Origin of the sequence: Microbacterium gawkjiense, assembly GCF_031932225.1 — a bacterium.
Taxonomy (GTDB): Bacteria; Actinomycetota; Actinomycetes; order Actinomycetales; family Microbacteriaceae; genus Microbacterium; species Microbacterium gawkjiense.
In genome coordinates this window covers 591,898-611,342 of sequence record NZ_JAUZVV010000001.1, presented here as the reverse complement: position 1 = coordinate 611,342, position 19,445 = coordinate 591,898, and the positions used below count along the sequence as shown (strand labels likewise).

General features: G+C 72.2%; 17 protein-coding genes. 7 read left to right on the top strand and 10 right to left on the bottom strand.

What is annotated here, in order from left to right; translation table 11 throughout:
- Positions 1-231 precede the first annotated feature (231 nt).
- The gene (locus Q9S71_RS03030; protein WP_422880345.1) at positions 232-1,050 is read left to right on the top strand and encodes a tryptophan-rich sensory protein; all 819 of its coding nucleotides are present in this window, start codon (positions 232-234) and stop codon (positions 1,048-1,050) included.
- A gap of 90 nt (positions 1,051-1,140) precedes the next feature.
- Here Q9S71_RS03030 and Q9S71_RS03025 read toward each other — a convergent pair whose 3' ends face one another.
- From Q9S71_RS03025 to Q9S71_RS03010, 4 genes are all read right to left on the bottom strand, one after another.
- Positions 1,141-1,866, bottom strand: a complete 726-nt coding sequence (locus Q9S71_RS03025; protein ID WP_311860434.1) for a glutamine amidotransferase-related protein — start codon at positions 1,864-1,866, stop codon at positions 1,141-1,143.
- 42 nt (positions 1,867-1,908) lie between these two features.
- Positions 1,909-2,631, bottom strand: coding sequence for a LysR substrate-binding domain-containing protein (locus Q9S71_RS03020; RefSeq protein ID WP_311860433.1), 723 nt, complete (start codon positions 2,629-2,631; stop codon positions 1,909-1,911).
- A gap of 25 nt (positions 2,632-2,656) precedes the next feature.
- Entirely contained in the window at positions 2,657-3,187 is a 531-nt protein-coding gene (locus tag Q9S71_RS03015) for a thermonuclease family protein (protein WP_311860431.1), read from the bottom strand.
- Between the two features lie 66 nt (positions 3,188-3,253).
- Complete coding sequence (locus Q9S71_RS03010; protein ID WP_064003742.1) at positions 3,254-3,661, bottom strand: transferase; 408 nt, start codon at positions 3,659-3,661, stop codon at positions 3,254-3,256.
- 96 nt (positions 3,662-3,757) lie between these two features.
- On the opposite strand from Q9S71_RS03010, the gene Q9S71_RS03005 reads away from it, so the two are divergent.
- Together Q9S71_RS03005 and Q9S71_RS03000 are read left to right on the top strand one after the other, a co-directional pair.
- Positions 3,758-4,423, top strand: a complete 666-nt coding sequence (locus Q9S71_RS03005; RefSeq protein ID WP_311860430.1) for a YitT family protein — start codon at positions 3,758-3,760, stop codon at positions 4,421-4,423.
- Positions 4,423-4,722 carry a putative quinol monooxygenase gene (locus Q9S71_RS03000; protein WP_290440563.1) on the top strand — a complete coding sequence of 100 codons (300 nt, stop codon included), beginning with the start codon at positions 4,423-4,425 and terminating at the stop codon, positions 4,720-4,722. Before Q9S71_RS03005 ends, Q9S71_RS03000 begins: the two co-directional genes overlap by 1 nt.
- A 7-nt stretch (positions 4,723-4,729) precedes the next feature.
- Here Q9S71_RS03000 and Q9S71_RS02995 read toward each other — a convergent pair whose 3' ends face one another.
- The 4 genes from Q9S71_RS02995 to Q9S71_RS02980 form a co-directional block, all read right to left on the bottom strand.
- The gene (locus tag Q9S71_RS02995) at positions 4,730-5,503 is read right to left on the bottom strand and encodes a DNA-formamidopyrimidine glycosylase family protein (RefSeq protein WP_311860428.1); all 774 of its coding nucleotides are present in this window, start codon (positions 5,501-5,503) and stop codon (positions 4,730-4,732) included.
- A 9-nt stretch (positions 5,504-5,512) separates the two neighbouring features.
- Positions 5,513-10,270: an ATP-dependent helicase gene (locus Q9S71_RS02990; protein WP_311860427.1), complete on the bottom strand. Its 4,758-nt coding sequence runs from the start codon at positions 10,268-10,270 to the stop codon at positions 5,513-5,515.
- A 59-nt stretch (positions 10,271-10,329) separates the two neighbouring features.
- On the bottom strand, positions 10,330-12,024 hold the full coding sequence (locus Q9S71_RS02985; protein WP_311860426.1) for an ABC-F family ATP-binding cassette domain-containing protein: 1,695 nt from the start codon (positions 12,022-12,024) through the stop codon (positions 10,330-10,332).
- A 285-nt stretch (positions 12,025-12,309) separates the two neighbouring features.
- The gene (locus Q9S71_RS02980) at positions 12,310-12,969 is read right to left on the bottom strand and encodes an alpha/beta hydrolase (RefSeq protein WP_311860425.1); all 660 of its coding nucleotides are present in this window, start codon (positions 12,967-12,969) and stop codon (positions 12,310-12,312) included.
- A 92-nt stretch (positions 12,970-13,061) separates the two neighbouring features.
- On the opposite strand from Q9S71_RS02980, the gene Q9S71_RS02975 reads away from it, so the two are divergent.
- Complete coding sequence (locus Q9S71_RS02975; protein WP_217529510.1) at positions 13,062-13,688, top strand: NUDIX hydrolase family protein; 627 nt, start codon at positions 13,062-13,064, stop codon at positions 13,686-13,688.
- A gap of 3 nt (positions 13,689-13,691) precedes the next feature.
- Here the strand turns inward: Q9S71_RS02975 and Q9S71_RS02970 are convergent, their stop codons facing one another.
- Positions 13,692-14,759: a threonine aldolase family protein gene (locus Q9S71_RS02970; RefSeq protein WP_311860423.1), complete on the bottom strand. Its 1,068-nt coding sequence runs from the start codon at positions 14,757-14,759 to the stop codon at positions 13,692-13,694.
- Between the two features lie 65 nt (positions 14,760-14,824).
- On the opposite strand from Q9S71_RS02970, the gene Q9S71_RS02965 reads away from it, so the two are divergent.
- A complete protein-coding gene (locus tag Q9S71_RS02965; RefSeq protein WP_311860421.1) occupies positions 14,825-16,240 on the top strand; it encodes an MFS transporter in 1,416 nt (471 codons plus the stop codon).
- Between the two features lie 57 nt (positions 16,241-16,297).
- On the opposite strand, the gene Q9S71_RS02960 is transcribed toward Q9S71_RS02965, so the two are convergent.
- Positions 16,298-17,710, bottom strand: coding sequence for a DUF6421 family protein (locus tag Q9S71_RS02960; RefSeq protein WP_311860419.1), 1,413 nt, complete (start codon positions 17,708-17,710; stop codon positions 16,298-16,300).
- Positions 17,711-17,828: 118 nt separating this feature from the next.
- On the opposite strand from Q9S71_RS02960, the gene Q9S71_RS02955 reads away from it, so the two are divergent.
- Positions 17,829-18,287, top strand: coding sequence for an Lrp/AsnC family transcriptional regulator (locus Q9S71_RS02955; protein WP_217529504.1), 459 nt, complete (start codon positions 17,829-17,831; stop codon positions 18,285-18,287).
- A gap of 180 nt (positions 18,288-18,467) precedes the next feature.
- Positions 18,468-19,415 (top strand): diacylglycerol/lipid kinase family protein, encoded by a 948-nt coding sequence (locus Q9S71_RS02950; protein WP_311860418.1) that lies wholly within the window; start codon positions 18,468-18,470, stop codon positions 19,413-19,415.
- Positions 19,416-19,445 lie beyond the last annotated feature (30 nt).

The window sequence follows — 19,445 nt, the reverse complement described above, 5'->3', positions numbered from 1 at the left end:
GGCGAACCGCTTTGCGAGCCCATCGGCCGCCTGTGCCCGTGCCCGTGCCCGCACCCCACCCCGTCATCTCGCCGTCCCCCGGATCCGGAGAACGGCACCGGATTCGGATCGAAGCGCACGAGTGTTGAGATCCCGCCCGAAGATCCGGAACCGCGACCGCGCTGGGCGTCCCGGCATCCGACTGTCAAGAGCTCGCTGCGCCGCCGGGGCGCGACGTACCGTCGCGCCATGATGAGCTCCACCGCATCCCGCTCCTCCGACCTGACACGTCAGATCGTCGTCATCTCGGCGGTGACGTTCATGATCATCGCCGCGCTGTTCGGCTCGGGCGTCTTCGGCGGCACCCCGGTGCAGGATCTGCAGAACGGCGCGCTCTCCGCGACCTCGACCGTGCTGGCGCCGGCGAGCTCCGCGTTCTCGATCTGGAGCGTTATCTACACGTTCATGATCGCGTACACGGTCTGGCAGGCGCTGCCGTCGCAGCGCGGTAGCGACCGTCAGCGTCGCGTCGGCTACCCGATCGCCCTGACGGCCGTCCTGAATGGTCTGTGGCTGCTCGCGGCCCAGTACACGACGCTCCTGCTGACCGTCGTGACGATCGTCGCGCTCCTCGTCGCGCTCGGCTGGACCATGCGTCTGCTCGTCCTGAACCCGCCGCGGACGGTGGCCGAGACGTTCTTCGCGGACGTCACCGTGGGGCTCCACCTCGGATGGGTGACGTTGGCCACGGTCGCCAACACGACAGCCTGGCTCACGACCGAGGTCGCTCCCGAGTCGTGGGGTCGGGCCGCGAACGCGTGGGGCGTCGCCGTCCTCATCGTCGTCGCCCTCATCGCCGCGGCCAGCGCGATCGGCACGGGCGGCCGCCTCGCCCCGGCCCTCGCCTCGGCTTGGGGCCTGCTCTGGATCGGCGTCGGCCGCACCGTGAGCGAGCCCCAGTCGACCCCGATCGCCATCGCGGCGTTCATCGCGGCCGCCGTCGTCGTGCTCGTCCCGATCGCGCTCTGGATCCGCGGACGCCGCGGCGAACTCGCCCTCGCCCGCGCCTGACGTCCGCACGACCCGTGGGGTTGGTGTCGCCTCACGCGGCTCGCGTGTGCACACCAGCACCACGCATCGTGCAGATGCCCGGCGACCGGGTCAGAACATGGCAGCGAAACGGCGCAACAGACGCTGCGGCTCGGCGAGGTCGGCCGACAGCACGTGCGCCGCGACGGCGTCGTACGCGTCCGCGTCGAAGTAGCCGTGGTTGCGGTAGATCGTCATCCGCTCGGTGAAGGCGACCCCGGTCGGCTCGGGGTGGAACTGCGTCGCGTACAGCCGCTCGCCCAGCCGGTACGCCTGCACCGGGCAGTCGTCGTTCGTGGCGAGCAGCACGGCACCCTCGGGCAAACGCGAGGTGCCCTCCTTGTGCGCCGTCAGCGCGCTGAACTCCGGTGCCAGGTCGCCGAACAGCGGATCGCGACGACCGTCCTCGGTGAGACGGATGCCGGTGGGTCCCGTCCCCTCCGGGTAGTCCCGCGTCACCTCGCCACCCAACGCGCGCGAGGCGACCCCGATCCCGAAGCACGTGAACAGCGCGGTCGTCCGGCCCGCCGCGGCAGCCTGCGCGACCGCACCGAGGCCCGCCTCGATCCGCCGCTGCTCCACCGGCTTCGTGTCGGCGGGATCGGTCGTGTTGTACGGGCTCCCACCCACGACGAATCCGCGCCACCGGGTGAACGCCTCGGCGGGCAGGTCGTCCTCGACGAGGTTCCACCGCTCGAGCCCGGTCTCGTCGACGCCCATCGCGTGCTGGAACGACGCGTACTCGCCGTCCGCGGCATCCACCTGCGGGCGCACGCAGAGGTAGACGAGCGGGGCCATCCGTCCAGTCTAAATGCCCGGTCGGAGGCCGAACGCCGCGTGTCAGCGGGACGAGTTGGCGGTGCGGCCCCGCACGATGCCCACGAACGCATCGACCAGCTCGGTCGTCCCGTCCGCCGGCCACGCCAGGGCGACAGCGGATGCCGGGGCCCCCGCGAGCGGACGGAACGTCACGTCCTTGCGGTGATGCAGCCGTGCGAGGGACATCGGCACGACGACCATCCCGACGCCGGCGGCGACGGTCTCGATCGCCTCGCCCGTCGTCGCAGGTGCGGCGAAGCGGGGCGCCTCGGTTCCCGGCAGTTCGACGCCGAGCACATCGTCGCGCGGGACGATCCGCACCTCGCCGGCGAGGTCCTCGACGGTCAGCTCATCGGCGGCGGTCAGGTGCGAGTCCGCGGCGCACACGACGACCGTCGTCTCCTCGTACAGGGGGATGACGTGCAGTCCGTCGCGGTCGATGGGCAGCCGCACGATCGCGGCGTCGACATCGCCCCGCTCGAACGCCCCGCGCTGCTCCGCGACGATCAGGGGGACGAGCTCGAGCGGCGTGCGCGGCATCCGCGTCTTCCAGGTGTCGATCCACTTGCCGGGTGTCGCGCCGGGCACGGCGCCCAGCCGGAACGGTCCCGCGGGAAGTGCCGCGACGGTCGCCGGCTCAGGCACGGCCTTCGCGCGCGACTTCGGCTTCGCAGACGTCTTCGCCGAAGCCTTGCCCAGGCCGGGGCGGCCGCCCTTGCGCTGGGGTCCGCCGCGTGTCGCCATGCCTGTCAGCGTAGCCGCGCGGGTCTCAGCACGACCCCCAGCGGCCGAGACCGTCCGCCTCCGCGGTGCGCTGCGCGTCGGCGAACCGCGTCGCGTAGCGCGTGTTCGGAGGGATGCGGAGAGTCTCCGCGTGGCCCTCGGCGACGAGCGTCTCGTTGACGAACACCCCGTCGGGCGTCCAGAGGTAGCGCAGCGCACGGTCGTACCGGTCGACCGGCTCCCGGTCGGCGGTCGCCCAGACCCGGCTCCCGTCGGGGGCGAGTTCCCGCAGCCGGGCGCTCGCGGCATCCGCTCCGCACTCCGGCTCGGGCCGGGCCTCGGGGGTGTCGATGCCGATGAGGCGCACCCGCACCTCGCCGTCCGGCCCCCGTGCGACGAGGGTGTCGCCGTCGACCACCCGTTCGACCGTGTAGGCGACCGCGTCCTCGGGGACACCCGCGCCCTCGGGAACACCAGCGGGCTCGGGCGCAGTGGACCACGCCACCCAGAGCCCGGCGAGCACCAGCATCCCGATTACGGCCGCCAGGACGACACGACGCGACCGGGGAGTACTCACCCGCCGAGGCTAACCCGCGGCACGGACAACGACCCGACCGGGTGAGGGTCGGGTCGTCCGATCAGGTCAGGCCGCCAGTCGCAGCCCGCGACGGTCGGTCGCGACACGCTCGCCGTCGCCGATGCTCTCGTCGTCGCCGATCAGCGACTCGTTCGCCACACGGGCGCCCGCCCCGACGAAGCAGCGCACGCCGATCTTCGCGCCCGCGCCGATCACGGCGCCCGGGCCGATGTGCGCGTGCGGCGCGATCTCGGCGTTCGGGCCGATCATGGCATCGGGTTCGATCCAGACGCCGCGTCCGATCCGCGCCCCGGCCGCGATCTGCGCTCCCGGTTCGACGTAGGCGCCCGCTTCGACGACCGCGCTCGGGTGCACCTTGGCGCCGTTCGCGATCAAGCCACGTCCGTTGGCGTGCTTGCGGTAGCGCAGCGTCTCGCCTCGGTCGTTCTCGATGTCGATGTAGTTCTTGCCCACGGGTCCTCCTTGACGGATACAACGTCCCACAAGGCATTTCATTCCCCTGAGACCACCGAAATCATGGGGTTGACCAGGGCTGGGTAACCTGATTCGGTGACCGCGCCCGCAGACCCGATCGACTCCGCCGCTCCCGAGACCGGTCCGTCGCTCGTGTTCGAGCAGAAAGCCGCTCCGCATTCATGGCTCGACGACGTCGTGGGGTTGGCGACGGGCACTTTCACCGTCTCGCTCGGCCTGTTCCTGCTGCACCTCAGCACCGCGGTCACCGGCGGAACCGCGGGCCTTTCGCTCTTGCTGAACTATGCGGTCTCGTGGCCCTTCTGGGCCTTGTTCGCGGTGGTCAACCTGCCCTTCGGCATCCTGGCCGTCTGGAAGCGCGGCTGGGACTTCGCGCTCCGCACCCTGGTCTGCATCGGCGCCGTCTCGGGGTTCTCGGTGCTCATCGAGCACTTCTTCGTCGTTGAGCGCATCGACCCGATCTTCGGCACCGTCGCCGGGAACCTCCTCGCCGGCATCGGGCTGCTCATCGTCTTCCGCCACGGCGCCAGCCTCGGCGGCGTCAACGTCGTGGCGTTGATCATCCAGGATGCGACCGGCATCCGCGTCGGGTGGACCATGATGGTCTTCGATGTCCTCGTCATCCTGCTCGCCCTCCTCGTGGTCCCGTGGCCGAACGTCCTGCTCAGCGCTGCGGGGGCCGTCGTGCTAAATCTTGTGCTCGCCCTCAACCACCGGCCCGGCCGGTACATCGGTCACTGATGGTCGACATCGGAGGCGTCCGTCTGTCGGGCCGCATGATCTGCCACACGCAGGAAGAAGCGGATGCCGTGCGTCGCCACCTCGACGCGCACATCGAGCGCACGCGGGCCGAGCCCGGATGCCTCCTGTTCGAGATCACGCCGCTCGGCGGGGGTCGCGCCTGGTCGGTCGAGGAGCTCTTCACCGACGCGCAGGCGTTCCGCGCCCACCAGCGTCGTACGGCGGAGAGCGAGTGGGGCCGCGCGACGGCGGGCATCGAACGCCGCTACCGCATCGAGGGGCTGCCGCCCGAGGAGTGAGCCTCCGTCACGGCTGGCAGACGGGACACCAGAAGACGATCCGCTCGCTCGTGGCGCGCGCCCCGAGCTCGGACCCCTGGATGAGCGTGCCGCACCGGCGGCACGGCTTGCCGCCGCGTCCGTAGACCCACGTCTGCTTGCCGGGTCGGTTGTCGCCCGTGAAGGTCCGCCCCTGCCGGTCGCGGTTCGCGCGGATCATCCGCACCCCGGTGTCGATGAGACCCGCCACGTCGACCTCGCGGGCGAGGGCGGTGGGACGGATGCCGCGCACGAACAGCAGCTCGTTGGCGTACTCGTTGCCGAACCCGGCCACGTTCCGCTGATCGAGCAGCGCGACGTGGATCGCCCGCTCGTCGGCGGCGACCCGGCGCACCGCCTCGGCGGCATCCCAGTCGGCGGACAGGGGATCCGGCCCCAGGTGTCCGACGACGCGGCCCTCGTCGGCGGTCGGCAGGACCTCGACCATGGCGAGCTCGAAACCGACGGCATCCGCGGGTCTCGTGCCGACGATCGCCCGTGCCTGGAACGCGGGCGCGCGCCACTTCTGCCCGGGCCGGTAGACGTGCCAGCGGCCCTCCATCTTGAGGTGCGAGTGCAGGGTCTGCGCGCCGATGCGCATGAGCAGGTGCTTGCCGCGGGGGACGACCTCGCGCACCGTCTCGCCGCGCAGGTCGACGGTCGCGCTGCGCGGCACCCGCACCTCGAAACGGGTCACCTCGTGGCCGGCGAGCGCCTCGTGGAGCTTCCGCGCGGCGCGGAAGACGGTGTCGCCCTCGGGCATGCGGCCTCCCTACGCTCGCTGCGGGTCGCGAGCCCCGCGCCGCAGCGTGAGGCCCTTCGGCGATTCGACGAACCCGGCGTCGCGCAGGGCGCGGCCCGCGGCGGTCGTGTAGACGAACGCGCCGCTGACCTGCTCGATCGTGAGGGTGTCGAGCTTCCGCGCGCGGGCGGTGTCGACGAGGCTGCGGGCGGCGGCGGCGAGGACCTCCTCGTCGTCGGTGAAGGCCAGCGCCGTGCGCCCGCCGCGTTCGAGGTAGAGCACGAGGGCGCCGTCCACGAGCACGACGAGCCCGCCCGCCTTGCGCCCGGGCCGGTGGTTCACACCCTCGAGCGCGGGCCAGGTGAGCGCCGCACCGTACGGGTTCGCCGGGTCGGTCGCGGCGAGCGTCCGCGCGGTGAGCGGCGCGGGCTCGGGCACCGACGCGAACTCGCGCAACCGGTCGACGGTGGCGGACGTCGCGAACTGGGCGGCGCCCAGCTTCTCGACGAAGTAGCCGCGGCGGCAGTGCCCGGCATCCTCGAATCCGGCGAGGATCCGGTAGACCTGCGCGAACCCGCCGGGCACGCCCTCGGACTGCACCGAGCCGCGCGTGACGACGCCGTAGCGCTCGAGCAGCAGACCGGCCGTCGCGGTCGCCCGCAGCGTCGCGTCAGAGTCGGGCGTCGGCAGCAGCGACCATCGCCCGCCCACCATCGCGGGACGCTGCGGTGCGGGACGTGCGGCGGCCGCGATCGGCGTGCCGCGGAACATGCGGCTGCGCGGTGTGCGCCGGGTCACGCGGTGGGCCTGCGACCCCCCGCCGAGCAGCCCCCGGACCGGGGCGAACGTGTCGTTCGTCACCCGTCCCGACCAGGTCAGGTTCCACAGCGCGTCGATGACGGACTGCTCGTTCGGCGCCTCGACCATGCCGGCGAGCTGTCCCGCGAAGTACGCGCCGCCCGCGCTGAGCGCGTCGAGGATCGACTGCTCGAACGGCGTGGGCTCGTCCTCGGGCACCTGCAGGGTGAGGGATGCCGCATCCGCGGGGTGCAGGGCGATCCAGCCGTCCCGACCGGGCAGCGAGCCGTGACCCGACCACAGCACCTCGCCGGTCGCGGTGAGCTCGTCGAGCAGTGCGGGGGAGTAGTCGCGGACGCGCGAGGGGAGGATGAGGGACTCCCACGCGCTCGCCGGCAGCGGGACACCCGCCAGCTGCTCGACGACCGCGAGCACCCCGTCGACGCCCTCGAGCGGACGGGTCAGATGCTGCCAGACCGGCAGGAAGCGGCCGAGCGCGTCGGGGGCGACGGGTTCGACGCTGCCGCGGATCGCGGCGAGCGACCGCATCCGGATCCGGCGCAGCACCTCGCTGTCGCACCATTCCAGGTCGTCGGTGTGCGCGGAGTCGGCGGGCAGGAAGAATCCGCTCGCCAGGCGCCCCTGCGCCTCGAGTCGCTGCAGCGTCTGGCGCGCGACCGCACCGCCGACGCCGAGGCGGGTCGCGACGTCGGAGGTGCGGAACGGGCCGTGCGTGCGCGCGTAGCGGGCGACGAGGTCGGCGAGCGGATCGGCGACGGGTTCGAGGAAGGCGGTCGGGATGCCGACGGGCAGCGCCGCCCCGAGGGCGTCGCGCAGGCGGCCCGCGTCCTCGATGCCCGCGACGCGTGCGACGCCGCCGAACGTGACGCGGATCGCCCGGCGTGCCTCGACGAGCTCGTCGAGGAGCGCTGCGGCGTCCGCTTCGGTCGCGGCCGGCGCCGGCGCGTCGGGATCGACGGACGCTCCCTCGAGCCGCTCGGCGACCTCGGCGGCCGAGAGCGGACCGAGCAGACGCAGCAGGTCGGCGACACCCTCGACGCCGCGCACCCGCCGCGTCGGGTCGAGCCGCTGCAGTTCGCGCTCGTACTGCTCGATGACCCCCGGGTCGAGCAGCTCGCGCATCTCGATCTTGCCGAGCAGCTCGCTCAGCAGCGCCGGATCGACCGAGAGCGCGGCGGCGCGACGCTCGGCGAGGGGCGAGTCGCCCTCGTACATGAACGCCCCGACATATCCGAAGAGCAGGTCGCGCGCGTACGGCGACGGCGAGCTGGTCGTCGTCTCGACGAGGCGGATGCGGCGGTCCGCGATGCTCCGCGCGATGCGCAGCAGGGCGGGCAGGTCGTAGACGTCCTGCAGCACCTCGCGCAGGGTCTCGAGGATGATCGGGAAGGTCGGATGCTCCTTCGCGACCTCGAGCAGTTGCGCGGAGCGCTGCCGTTGCTGCCAGAGCGGCGATCGCTTGTTCGGGTTGAGGCGCGGCAGGAGAAGAGCCCGGGCGGCGCACTCGCGGAAGCGCGAGGCGAACAGCGCGGAGCCGCCGACCTCGGAGGTCACGAGCTGCTCGAGCTCGTCGGCGTCGAAGACGAAGAGCTCTGCGCCCGGCGGCTCGGCATCGGTGTCGGGCACGCGCGCGATGATCCCGTCGTCGCTGGCGACGGCGGCGCCTTCGACGCCGAGACGCTCGCGGATGCGCGCGTTCACGGCCAGCGCCCACGGGGCGTGCACGTGCATGCCGTACGGGGAATGGAGGATGACGCGCCAGTCGCCGACCTCGTCGCGGGACCGCTCGACGGTCAGTGTATTGTCGGTCGGCAGGCTGCCCGTGGCCTCGCGCTGCTCGCCGATGTAGGCGAGCAGGTTGCCGATCGCGTTGTCGTCGAGGCCGGACTCGCGCAGCCGCTCGGTCGCCTTCTCGGGCTTCGCCGTCGACAGCTCGCGCGAGAACTTGCCGAGCGCTTCGCCGAGCTCGGCGGGGCGGCCGAGGCCGTCGCCGTGCCAGAACGGCAGCTTGCCCGGCTGCCCGTACGCGGGCAGGACGTTGACGCGATCGTGGGTGATCTCGACGATGCGCCAGCTCGTCGTGCCGAGGGTGAAGACGTCGCCGACGCGCGATTCGTAGACCATCTCCTCGTCGAGCTCGCCGACGCGGGCGTTGCGGGCCTCGCCCGAGATGAACACGCCGAACAGCCCGCGATCAGGGATCGTGCCGCCGCTGGTGACGGCGATGCGCTGCGCACCCGGCCGCCCGGTGATGGTGCCGGCATCCCGATCCCACACGACGCGGGGGCGCAGTTCGGCGAACGCGTCGGACGGATAGCGCCCTGCGAGCAGGTCGAGCGTCGCCTCATAGGCCGAGCGCGGCAGCGAACGGAACGGGGCCGACCGCTTGACCGTCTCGAACCACCCCTCGACGTCGAGGACGGCCACGGCGGAGGCGGCGATCGTCTGCTGGGCGAGGATGTCGAGCGGGTTCTGCGGCACCGAGATCGCCTCGATCTGGCCCGCCAGCATCCGCTCGGTCACGACCGCGGTGTGCAGGACGTCGCCGCGGTGCTTGGGAAAGAGCGCGGCTCGGCTGACCTCGCCGACCTGGTGGCCCGCGCGGCCGACGCGCTGCAGACCGGAGGCCGCCGAGGGCGGCGCCTCGACCTGGATGACGAGGTCGACGGCGCCCATGTCGATGCCGAGCTCGAGGCTGCTCGTCGCGACGACGCAGCGCAGCGCACCCGACTTCAGCTCGTCCTCGACCTGCGCGCGCTGCTCCTTCGACACCGAGCCGTGGTGCGCCTTCGCGAGGATCGCCTCGACGCCGGCCGACGCCCCCGCCTGCGCCGCCCTGACCGCTCCTCCAGACGTCGCACTCGCGACGCCCGGAGCCTCTGCTCCCGGGACCCTCATCGCGGCGGGAACCGTCGGGTCGGGCACGTCGATGCCGACGCGCTCGGCGTAGATCTCGTTCAGCCGGCCGGTCAGCCGCTCGGCGAGCCGGCGCGAGTTCGAGAACACGATCGTCGAGCGGTGCGCGAGGATGCGGTCGACGATCGCCTCTTCGACGTGCGGCCAGACCGACCCCGTCATCTCGGACGACTGCGGCGGCGTGTACCAGTTGCCGCCGTCGCCGTCGCCGTCATCGTCGTCATTGGTCGCGACGGGCGCCTCCTCCTCGGGCGCACCCGGCGGCGGGGGCGGGTTCGTGAGGTCGTCGATCGGGACGACCACCGAGAGGTCGAAGGCCTTGCTCGCCTTCGGCGCGACGATGTCCACCGGAGCCGCGCCGCCGAGGAACCGGGCGACCTCGTCGATCGGACGCACCGTGGCCGACAGTCCGATGCGCTGCGCCGGGGTGTCGAGCAGGGCGTCGAGCCGCTCGAGACTGACGGCGAGGTGGGCGCCGCGCTTCGTCGCGGCCACGGCGTGGACCTCGTCCACGATGACGGTGTGGATGCCGCGCAGCGTCTCGGCCGCCTGCGAGGTCAGCATGAGGTACAGCGACTCGGGCGTCGTGATGAGGATGTCCGGCGGATCCGCGAGCAGGCGGCGCCGGTCGGCGGAGGGCGTGTCGCCGGATCGGACGCCGACCGTGACGTCGGGCGCCGGCATCCCCAGCCGCCGGGCCGACTGGCCGATGCCCACCAGCGGGGAACGGAGGTTGCGCTCGACGTCGACGCCGAGGGCCTTGAGCGGGGAGACGTAGAGGACGCGCGTACGGGGGGATGCGGCATCCGCTCGCTTCTTGGTCGGCTTCGCGTCTTGCCTCGGCGCCTCGGCGACACGGTCGCGGAAGATGCGGTCGAGGGCCCACAGGAACGCGGACAGCGTCTTGCCCGAGCCGGTGGGCGCGACGACGAGGGCGTGCTTGCCCGCTGAGATCGCCTGCCAGGCGCCGGCTTGCGCCGCGGTCGGGGCGTGGAAGGCGCCGCGGAACCAGTCCTGCGTCGCAGGACTGAAGCGCTCGAGCACGTCCGCCATGCTCCTATCATCACGCGGACCACCGACATCGGGCCGGGGCTTGCGCCCCGGCCCACGCGTCAGAGCTCCGTCATCCGGCCGTCCCGCAGTTCCAGCGTGAGGTCGGGACCGATCCGCTCGAGGAACGCGTCGTCGTGGCTGACCACGAGCACGGCGCCCCGATACGCCGAGACGGCGTCGACGAGCTGGTCGACCGTGTCGAGGTCGAGGTTGTTCGTCGGCTCGTCCAGCACCACGAGGTGCGGCGCCGGGTCGGCGAGCAGCAGCTGGGCGAGTGCGACGCGGAATCGTTCGCCGCCCGACAGCGCCGACACCGGCCGCAGCACCGTGTCGCCGCGGATGAGGAACCGGGCAAGCCGGTTCCGCAGCTCGGCGTCGCCGACGCCGGGCGCCCCGGCGCGGACGTTCGCCAGCACCGACGCGGCCTCGTCGAGCCCGTCGACCCGCTGCGACAGGTACCCGATCCGGTCCGTGTGCGCCTCGGCGGTGACGTCGTGATGTGCCGAGTGCAGGGCCGAAGCTGCATCCGACCCCGTTTCGCCCCCTTCGCCGCCGGCTGAACCTGCATTCGGCACAGAAAGCGCCCGACCGGGGATCCCGACCGCCCCCGCCGAGGCGACGAGCCGCTCGAGCAGGGTCGTCTTCCCCGCGCCGTTCGGCCCCACGAGCGCCACGCGCTCGGGCCCCTGGATGGTCCAGGAGCGCTCGCCGTCACCGATCGTCGCGATGCGCCGACCGGTGCCGACGCCGGGGTCGGGCAGGTCGATGTGCACCGTGTCGTCGTCGCGCACGCGTCGATCGGCGGTGTCGACGGCCGCCCGGGCGGCCTCGACCTTCTCGTTCGCCTCGACGCGGAGCTTGCCCGCGGTGACCTCGGCGGAGCGCTTCATGGCGCCCAGCACAATCTTCGGCGCCGCTTTCTTCGCGGCGAGCTTCTTGCCGTGCGCGTTCCGCATGGCGATCGCCGACTCGACCTGCTGCCGGTCGCGCTTCTCGCGCCGGAGCAGCTGCCGCGCGGCGGTCTCGGCCTGCACGGCCGCGGCCTGCTCGGTGTCGAGCCACGCCTTCCACGCGGAGTACGGGCCGCCGAACACCGAGAGCTCGTGCTCGTAGAGTTCGGCGGTGTCGTCGAGCTCCTCGAGCAGCGCGACGTCGTGGCTGACCACGATCAGCGTGCCGCGCCACGTGCGCACGAGCTCGTGCACCCGCGCCCGCGCGTCGCGGTCGAGGTTGTTCGTCGGCTCGTCCAGCAGCGCGATCTCGGCGCCGCGCAGCCGCACGCCGACGAGCGCGGCGAGCACCGCCTCGCCGCCCGACAGCTCGCCGACACGGCGGTCGAGCGCCTTGTCGGGCAGGCCGACCTCGGCGAGGGCCGCCGTCGCGCGCGCTTCGACGTCCCAGTCGTCGCCGACGGTGTCGAAGTGCCGCTCGTCGACGTCGCCGCGCTCGATCGCACGGACGGCGTCGAGCACCGGCGCGATCCCGAGCACGTCGGCGACGCGGCGTCCGGTGTCGAGCGTGAGCTGCTGCGGCAGCAGATCGACGCGTCCGGCCGTCGAGATGGATCCGGATGCCGGGACGAGGGTCCCCGCGATGAGTTTCAGCAGTGTCGACTTGCCGCTGCCATTGCGGCCGACGAGGCCGGTACGGCCGCCGCCGAAGGCGCCGGACACGTCGCTCAGCGCGACGGTGCCGTCGGGCCAGGCGTAGGTGACGCGGTCGAGGGTGACCGCGGAGGTGAGAGTGGTGGGCATGAGCGCCTCCCTGTGAGCGGGGTGCGCGGACGCCGGCGTCGACGGTCCGGGTGCAGCGCTGGATGCAGCCGGGCAGCACGAGGTGCTGCGGTCGAAGGGGGACGGTCCGCGCCGGTCGGTGAATCGATCACCGGGCGGACCGTCGGAATCGTCCTCGAGGAGGGTCGACGGGTCAGCGCGGGATCACAGCGCGATCGCGTCGATTGCCTTCAACGGCTCTTCCTCACACTCGGGACGGGGACCGGACCATGGTAGCCGCGACGACGAGCGGATGCCAGGGGCCGGTCAGCTCGCCGGCGCGGCCAGCTGCTTCTCGAGGAACACCCGCACGTCGCCGAGCTCCTCCTCCGAGACGCTGTGCGCCAGGTTCGGGTACACGCGTCCGCTGAGCTCGACGTGGCCCGGCAGCCACTGCGCCGTGTGGTCGACGAACCGCGGCGGGATGACCTCGTCGCGCGCGCCGCGCCCCCAGAACACCGGCGGGCGCCCCTCGGCGAGCTCGGCGTCGCCGGGATGCGGCTCGGGGAACGCGTAGCCGGCGAGGTTCACGGCGAACGCCGCGCCGCGTGGCCGCATCCGCAGCATCTGCAGCGCGATGACCGCGCCCTGCGAGAAGCCGAGGAGACCGACGGATGCCGCGTCCCCTCGCACCTCGTCGACCCAGTCCCAGACCGCCTCGGCACTGGCGAACACCTCGCCGTGATCGCGGCTCTCCACGCCATCGATCGTGAACCAGGAGTACCCGGGCATCGGGAACCGGGGGGCGAGCGGGGCCCGCACGGCGGCGACGACGAACGCGGAGGGCAGGTGCGGCACGAGCCCGAACAGGTCGCCCTCGTGCGAGCCGTACCCGTGCAGCAGCACGAGCAGCGGGCGGTCGCCGCGCTCCTCGGCGGGCGCGGACCACAGGACGACATCGGGATCGAGCGGTGAGGCGGCGGCCATGCGTCCATCCTGCACCAGGGCGCCGACACCGCTCCGGCGGCACCGGCGCACGAGCCGGGCGGCGCGGCATCCGCTCGGGTATACATGGAGGCATGGCCGTCCGCACTCCCGACCCCGACCCGAACGAGCGCGACGACGAGGGGGCCGCGCGCGATCCGCTGCGGGGGCTCGGCTCGTCGATGGGGCGGCCGGGGTCTGCGAGCAATCCGGCCTGGCTGAGCGACGTCGAGCTCGCGGAGGCGCGTCGGCGTCTGCCGATGCTCTACGTCGAGGCGGTGCCGGTGCGACTGGACGGCATGGGGGCGGTGACCGAGGTCGGCATCCTGCTGCGCGCGACACCGATGGGGGAGATCTCGCGCACGATCGTGTCGGGCCGTGTGCGGTACGGCGAGACGGTGCGCGACGCGCTGTTCCGTCACCTCGAGAACGACCTCGGCCCGATGGCCTTCCCGCTGCTGCCGCCGCAGCCCGCGCCGTTCACCGTCGCGGAGTACTTCCCGATCCCGGGCGTCAGCGCGTTCCACGACGACCGGCAGCACGCGGTGTCTCTCGCCTTCGTCGTTCCGGTGACGGGAACGTGCGAGCCGCGTCAGGACGCCCTCGAGGTGACGTGGATGTCGCCCGAGGAGGCGGCATCCGACGCCCTCGCCGCCGAGATGGAGGGCGGCCGCTCGACGCTCGTGCGGCAGGCGCTCGCCTCGGTCGGCGCCCTGCGCTGAGCCTCAGCCGCGCGTCAGGCGCGAGAGCTCGGCGACGAACGCGTCGACGTCCGACTCGGTCGTGTCGAACGAGCACATCCAGCGCACCTCATTCTTCGAGGCATCCCAGTCGTAGAAGCGGAACGACTCGCGCAGCCGGTCGGCGACGCCGTCGGGCAGGATCGCGAACACGCCGTTGGCCTGCGTGGGCTGGCTGAAGCGCACCCCGGCGATCGACCCGTCCGCGAGCCCGGCCTCGACGGCGGAGCGCAGGCGCGCGGCCATCGCGTTGGCGTGGCGGGCGTTGCGCAGGTAGAGGTCGTCCTCGTACAGCGCGATCAGCTGCGCCGACACGAAGCGCATCTTCGACGAGAGCTGCATGTTGAGCTTGCGCAGGAAGGGGAGCCCCGCGGATGCCGCGGGGTCGAGCACGACGATCGCCTCGGCGGCGAGCGCGCCGTTCTTCGTACCGCCGGCGCTGACGACGTCGACGCCCGCGTCGAGCGTGAACGCGCGGATCGGCAGGTCGAGGGCCGCTGCCGCGTTCGAGAGCCGTGCGCCGTCGAGGTGCAGGCGCATGCCGCGCGCGTGCGCGTGGTCGGCGAGGGCCCGGATCTCGTCGGGCGTGTAGAGGGTGCCGAGCTCGGTCGACTGCGTGATCGAGACGACGAGCGGCTGCGCGCGGTGCTCGTCGCCCCAGCCCCACGCCTCGCGGTCGACGAGCTCGGGGGTGAGCTTGCCGTCGTCGGTGGGCACGTTCAGGATCTTGATGCCCGCGACCTTCTCGGGAGCGCCGCCCTCGTCGACGTTGATGTGGGCGGTGGATGCCGCGACCACGGCGCCCCAGCGGGGGAGCATCGACTGCAGGCCGGTGACGTTCGCGCCGGTGCCGTTGAAGACGGGGAACGCCTGCGCGTCGTCGCCGAAGTGGCGGGCGAGGACGTGCTGCAGGCGCTCGGTGTAGAGGTCCTCGCCGTAGGCGATCTGGTGTCCGTCGTTCGCTGCGGCGAGGGCCGCCAGCACCTCGGGGTGCACCCCTGAGTAGTTGTCGCTGGCGAAGGAACGGATCGTCGGGTCGTGGAGCGTCGTCACCCCTCCAGCCTAGGTCGCGCGCGGACCCTCTTTCCCGTGTCGGAGGCCGGCGATACCCTCGCGGCATGAGCGACGCGACGCCGGCATCCCGCACCGTCCCGCCCGGCGGCATGCGCACGTTCCTGCACGTGCTGGTGAACACGGCCGTCGCGAACGTCACGACGAGCTTCCTGTGGTTCGCCTTGACCTTCTGGGTGTACCTCGAGACCGAGTCCGTGCTCGCGACGGGCATCATCGGCGGCGCCTACATGCTGCTGCTCGCGATCTTCGGCATGGTCTTCGGCACCCTCGTCGACCGGTTCCGCAAGCACGCCGTCATGGTGTTCTCGGGGGTCTTCACCCTCGCCGCCTTCCTCGCCGCCGGTGCGATCTACCTCGCGCAGCCCGAGTCGGCGATCCTCGACCTCGGCGGCCCCTGGTTCTGGCTCTTCTCGGGCATCATCCTCATCGGCGCCGTGGTCGAGAACCTCCGCAACATCGCCCTGTCGACGACCGTGACGCTGCTGGTCCCCACCGAGCGCCACGCCAACGCGAACGGTCTCGTCGGCACCGTGCAGGGCATCGCGTTCATCGTGACGAGCGCCCTGTCGGGTCTCGCTGTCGGCTTCGTCGGCATGGGTGGCACGCTCGCCGTCGCGATCGCCTTCACCGCGGTTCCCCTCGTCCACCTGTTGTTCGTCCGCATCCCCGAAGACGCGCCGACGCCCGACCCGGGCTCGAAGATCCTCGACGTCCGGGGCGCGGCGGCGGCCATCCGCGCCGTCCCCGGGCTGTTCGCGCTCATCCTCTTCTCCACCTTCAACAACCTCATCGGCGGCCTCTACATGGCGCTGATGGACCCCTACGGTCTCGAACTCTTCGACGTGAAGATCTGGGGCGTCGTCCTGGCGGTGACCGCGACCGGCTTCCTCATCGGCGGCGGCATCGTCGCCGCGAAGGGACTCGGCACGAACCCGATCCGCACGCTCCTGCTCGCGGTCGCGGCGATGGGACTGCTCGGTGCGGTCTTCACCCTGCGGGAGTGGTGGTGGCTCTACGCACTGGGCATCTGGGCGTACATGACGCTCGTCCCCGTGATCGAGTCCGCCGAGCAGACCGTCATCCAGAAGGTCGTGCCGTTCGAGCGCCAGGGCCGGGTGTTCGGCGCCGCGACGGCCCTCGAGGTGTCGACAGGGCCGATCACGTCGTTCGCGATCGCCCCGATCGCCGAGTTCTGGATCATCCCCGCCCTGCGCACCGACGAGGGCCGGCGCACCTGGTCCTGGCTGCTCGGCGAGGGCGAGATGCGCGGGATCGCGCTCATCTTCCTCATCGGCGGGCTCGTCATGGTGGCCGCGGCGCTCGCCGCCTTCCTCACCCGCTCCTACCGGACGCTCTCGGCCGAGTACCGCGAGGCGCCCGAGACGACCGAAGCGGATGCGGCGGCTCCCGGCATCCCGTCGTCGTCACGCGAAGCCGCGGGCGGCGTCGCGGGCGAGTGACCGTGCGGGCACTGAACCGCGGCGGCCGGCATCCCCCCGGAGCCGGCCGCCGGCGGATCAGGCGTCGGTGGCCCGTATGCCGGCCACGCCGGCGATCACGGGACGCATCTTCTTCTCGAGGGCCTCGAAGAACATCGACAGCGGGAACTCGTCGTCGAGGACCGCGTCGGTGTAGCCCTTCGGGGGGCCGGCCAGGATCTCATCCGACAGGCCGCGGGCCCACTGCGAGGCGGGGTGGGGGGTGACCGTCTGGCGGACGAGGTCGTAGGCGGCGAGCCAGTGCGCGACCTTCGGACGGTCGATCGACTCCCAGTAGAGCCGGTCGATCGCGTCGCTCAGGGCGATGACGGCGTCGGCGACACGGTCCCATTCGAACGCCAGCGAGGTGTCGGTCCAGTGCAGCACGCCGCGCTGGTGCAGCCACGCGAACAGCAGTTGCCCGCCGAGCCCGTCGTAGTTGCGCACGCGCGTGCCGGTGATCGCGAAGCGGAAGATGCGGTCGAAGATGACGGCGTACTGGACGAGTCCGGCGTGCTCGAGCATCTCGGTCTCGGCATCCGTCAGCTGGGTCTTCGCCGACAGGTCCTTCTCGATGGCGACGCATTCGCGGAAGGCGGTGAGGTCGCAGCGCAGTTCCTCGAGCGAGTACAGGAAGAACGGCATCCGCTGCTTGATCATGAACGGGTCGAACGGCAGGTCGCCGCGCATGTGCGTGCGGTCGTGGATGAGGTCCCACATGACGAACGTCTTCTCGGCGAGGCGCTGGTCGTCGAGCAGCCGCGCGGCGGCGTCGGGCAGGTCGAGCCGGGTGATGTCCGCGGCGGCGCGCACGACGCGGCGGTAGCGGGCCGCCTCGCGGTCCTGGAAGATCGCGCCCCACGTGAAGGTCGGGATCTCGCGCATCGCGACGGTCTCGGGGAAGAGTACGGCCGAGTTGGTGTCGTACCCGGGGGTGAAGTCGAGCAGACGGAACGAGACGAACAGCCGGTTCGTGTAGGTCTGCTCGAGCTCGGCGATGAACTCGGGCCAAATCGTCTCGACGAGCACGGCCTCGACCTTGCGGTCGCGGGTGCCGTTCTGCGTGTACATCGGGAAGACCACGAGGTGGCGCAGCCCGTCGATGCGGTGCTCCTGCGGCTGGAAGGCGACGAGCGAGTCGAGGAAGTCCGGGACGCCGAACCCCTCCGAGACCCAGCGGTCGAAGTCCGCGACGCTCGCTTCGAGGTAGGCGGCGTCGTGCGGGAAGGCGGGGGAGAGCGAGCGGATGCCGGCGGTGATCGCCTCGACGTGGCGGCGGGCGGCGTCGTGGTCGGCGGCGTCGGGCACCGAGCCGTCGGTGGTCTGCAGTTCCTGCAGGGCGGTCGCGGCATCCCGCAGCATCGCCCAGGCCGCGGAGGTCTCGGCCGTGCGGGCGTCCTCGACGACCTCGGGCATCCCGATGATCGTCGGCGCAGTGGTGACGGTGCTCATGGTGGACCTCCTATCGGTTCCTCACGGTTTCCTCGCGCTGATGCGGGAAGATTTCCGGTCATTTCAGGGTAAGGCCGTAAGGATCTCGTGTGCAACCCGCCTGCGGTACGGTCGGAGCGTGGCCGCAGACGAGACCGACACCGCCGACACCGCGATCATCGCCGCCCTCTCGGCCAACGCGCGCGCGACGCTCAACGAGCTGTCCGCGGTCGCCGGGCTCTCGGTCTCGGCGACGCAGGCGCGCGTGCGCCGGCTCGAAGCGCGCGGGCTCATCTCGGGGTACCGCGCCGTCATCGACCCCGAGGTCGCGGGCAAGCCGCTCGCCGCGTTCGTCGAGATCACCCCGCTCGACCCCGGGCAGCCCGACAACGCCCCCGAGCTCATCGCGCACCTCGATGAGATCGAGGCGTGCCACTCGATCGCCGGCGACGCGGCGTACATGCTGTTCGTGCGCGTGGCCACCCCGCGCGACCTCGAGCGGCTGATCCGCGACATCCGCTCGGCCGCCTCGGTGGGCACCCGCACGACCGTCGTCCTGCAGACCTTCTTCGAGCACCGTCCGCTCTCGCCGGCCTGACCCGCCCCCGCCCCTCACCGCCGAGTCACCACTCGGTTGCCGAATCACCATCGCGATGTCGCCAATATGGTGGTGATTCGGCACAGGGGCGGTGATTCGGCGCCGGGCGGTGCGCGTCGGCGAACCGCGTGCGGGTGTCAAGGGGAGGCGACGGACCCCGAGGCCGCCTACCGTGGCGGCATGAGCGACACCCCGATCGGTTCCGAGGTCCTCGTCGTCGCCAACGCCCGCTCGGGTGCCTCTCTCGGGCGACCCGATCGCGTCCCCGACGTGCAGCGACGGATGCCGGGCGCCACCGTGCACCGCCTGGGTGAGGACGAGACCCTCGACGACGTCGTCGCGGCGGCCGTGGCCGACGACAGTCCGCCGCGGGTCCTCGCGATCCTCGGCGGCGACGGGTCGGTCTCGCGCGCCGCGCACCTCGCTCGCCGCCACGACCTCACCCTCCTGGTGCTGCCGAACGGCACGTTCAACCACTTCGCGCGCTCGGCGGGGATCGAGGACGTCGACGCCGGGCTCGATGCCTACGCGGCGGGACACGTGCGTCCGGTCGCGGTCGCTGAGGTCTCGGTCGACGGCGGCGATCCGATTACGGTCCTGAACGCGGTCTCGCTCGGGGCGTACCCCGAGTTCCTCGCCGAGCGCGAGCGGCGCACGAGCCTCGGCAAGTGGTGGGGCGGCGCGGTCGCCGCCTGGCGCGAGGTCCACGGTGCCCACCCCGTCGACGTCGTCCGCGGCGGCAAGCGCGCCCGCGTGTGGTCGGTGTTCGCGGGTGTCGGGCGCAACGACCCCGACCACATCGCGACGATGCAGCGGGCCACCCTGCACGACGCCGTCATCGACGTCCGCGTCCACCACGCCCGCGGGTCGCGGCTGCGGGCCATCGCCTCGCTCGCCTTCGGCAAGAACACCGTCAAGGTCCTCCGCGCGCTGCGGGTGATGCCCCCGGCATCCGATCTGGAACGGATCCTCGACGAGGACTTCGAACTCGAGGTGGCCGCCGGCAGCGCGCCCGACATCTGGGTGCACGACGGCGAGCTCGAAGAGGTCGGCGCCGACGGATTCCGAATGCGGGTGCGCGCGGTCGCGGACGGTCTGCGGGTCTACCTTCCCGCCGCCGACGGCTGAGCGCGGGATACATCCCGGGGCGGATGCCGC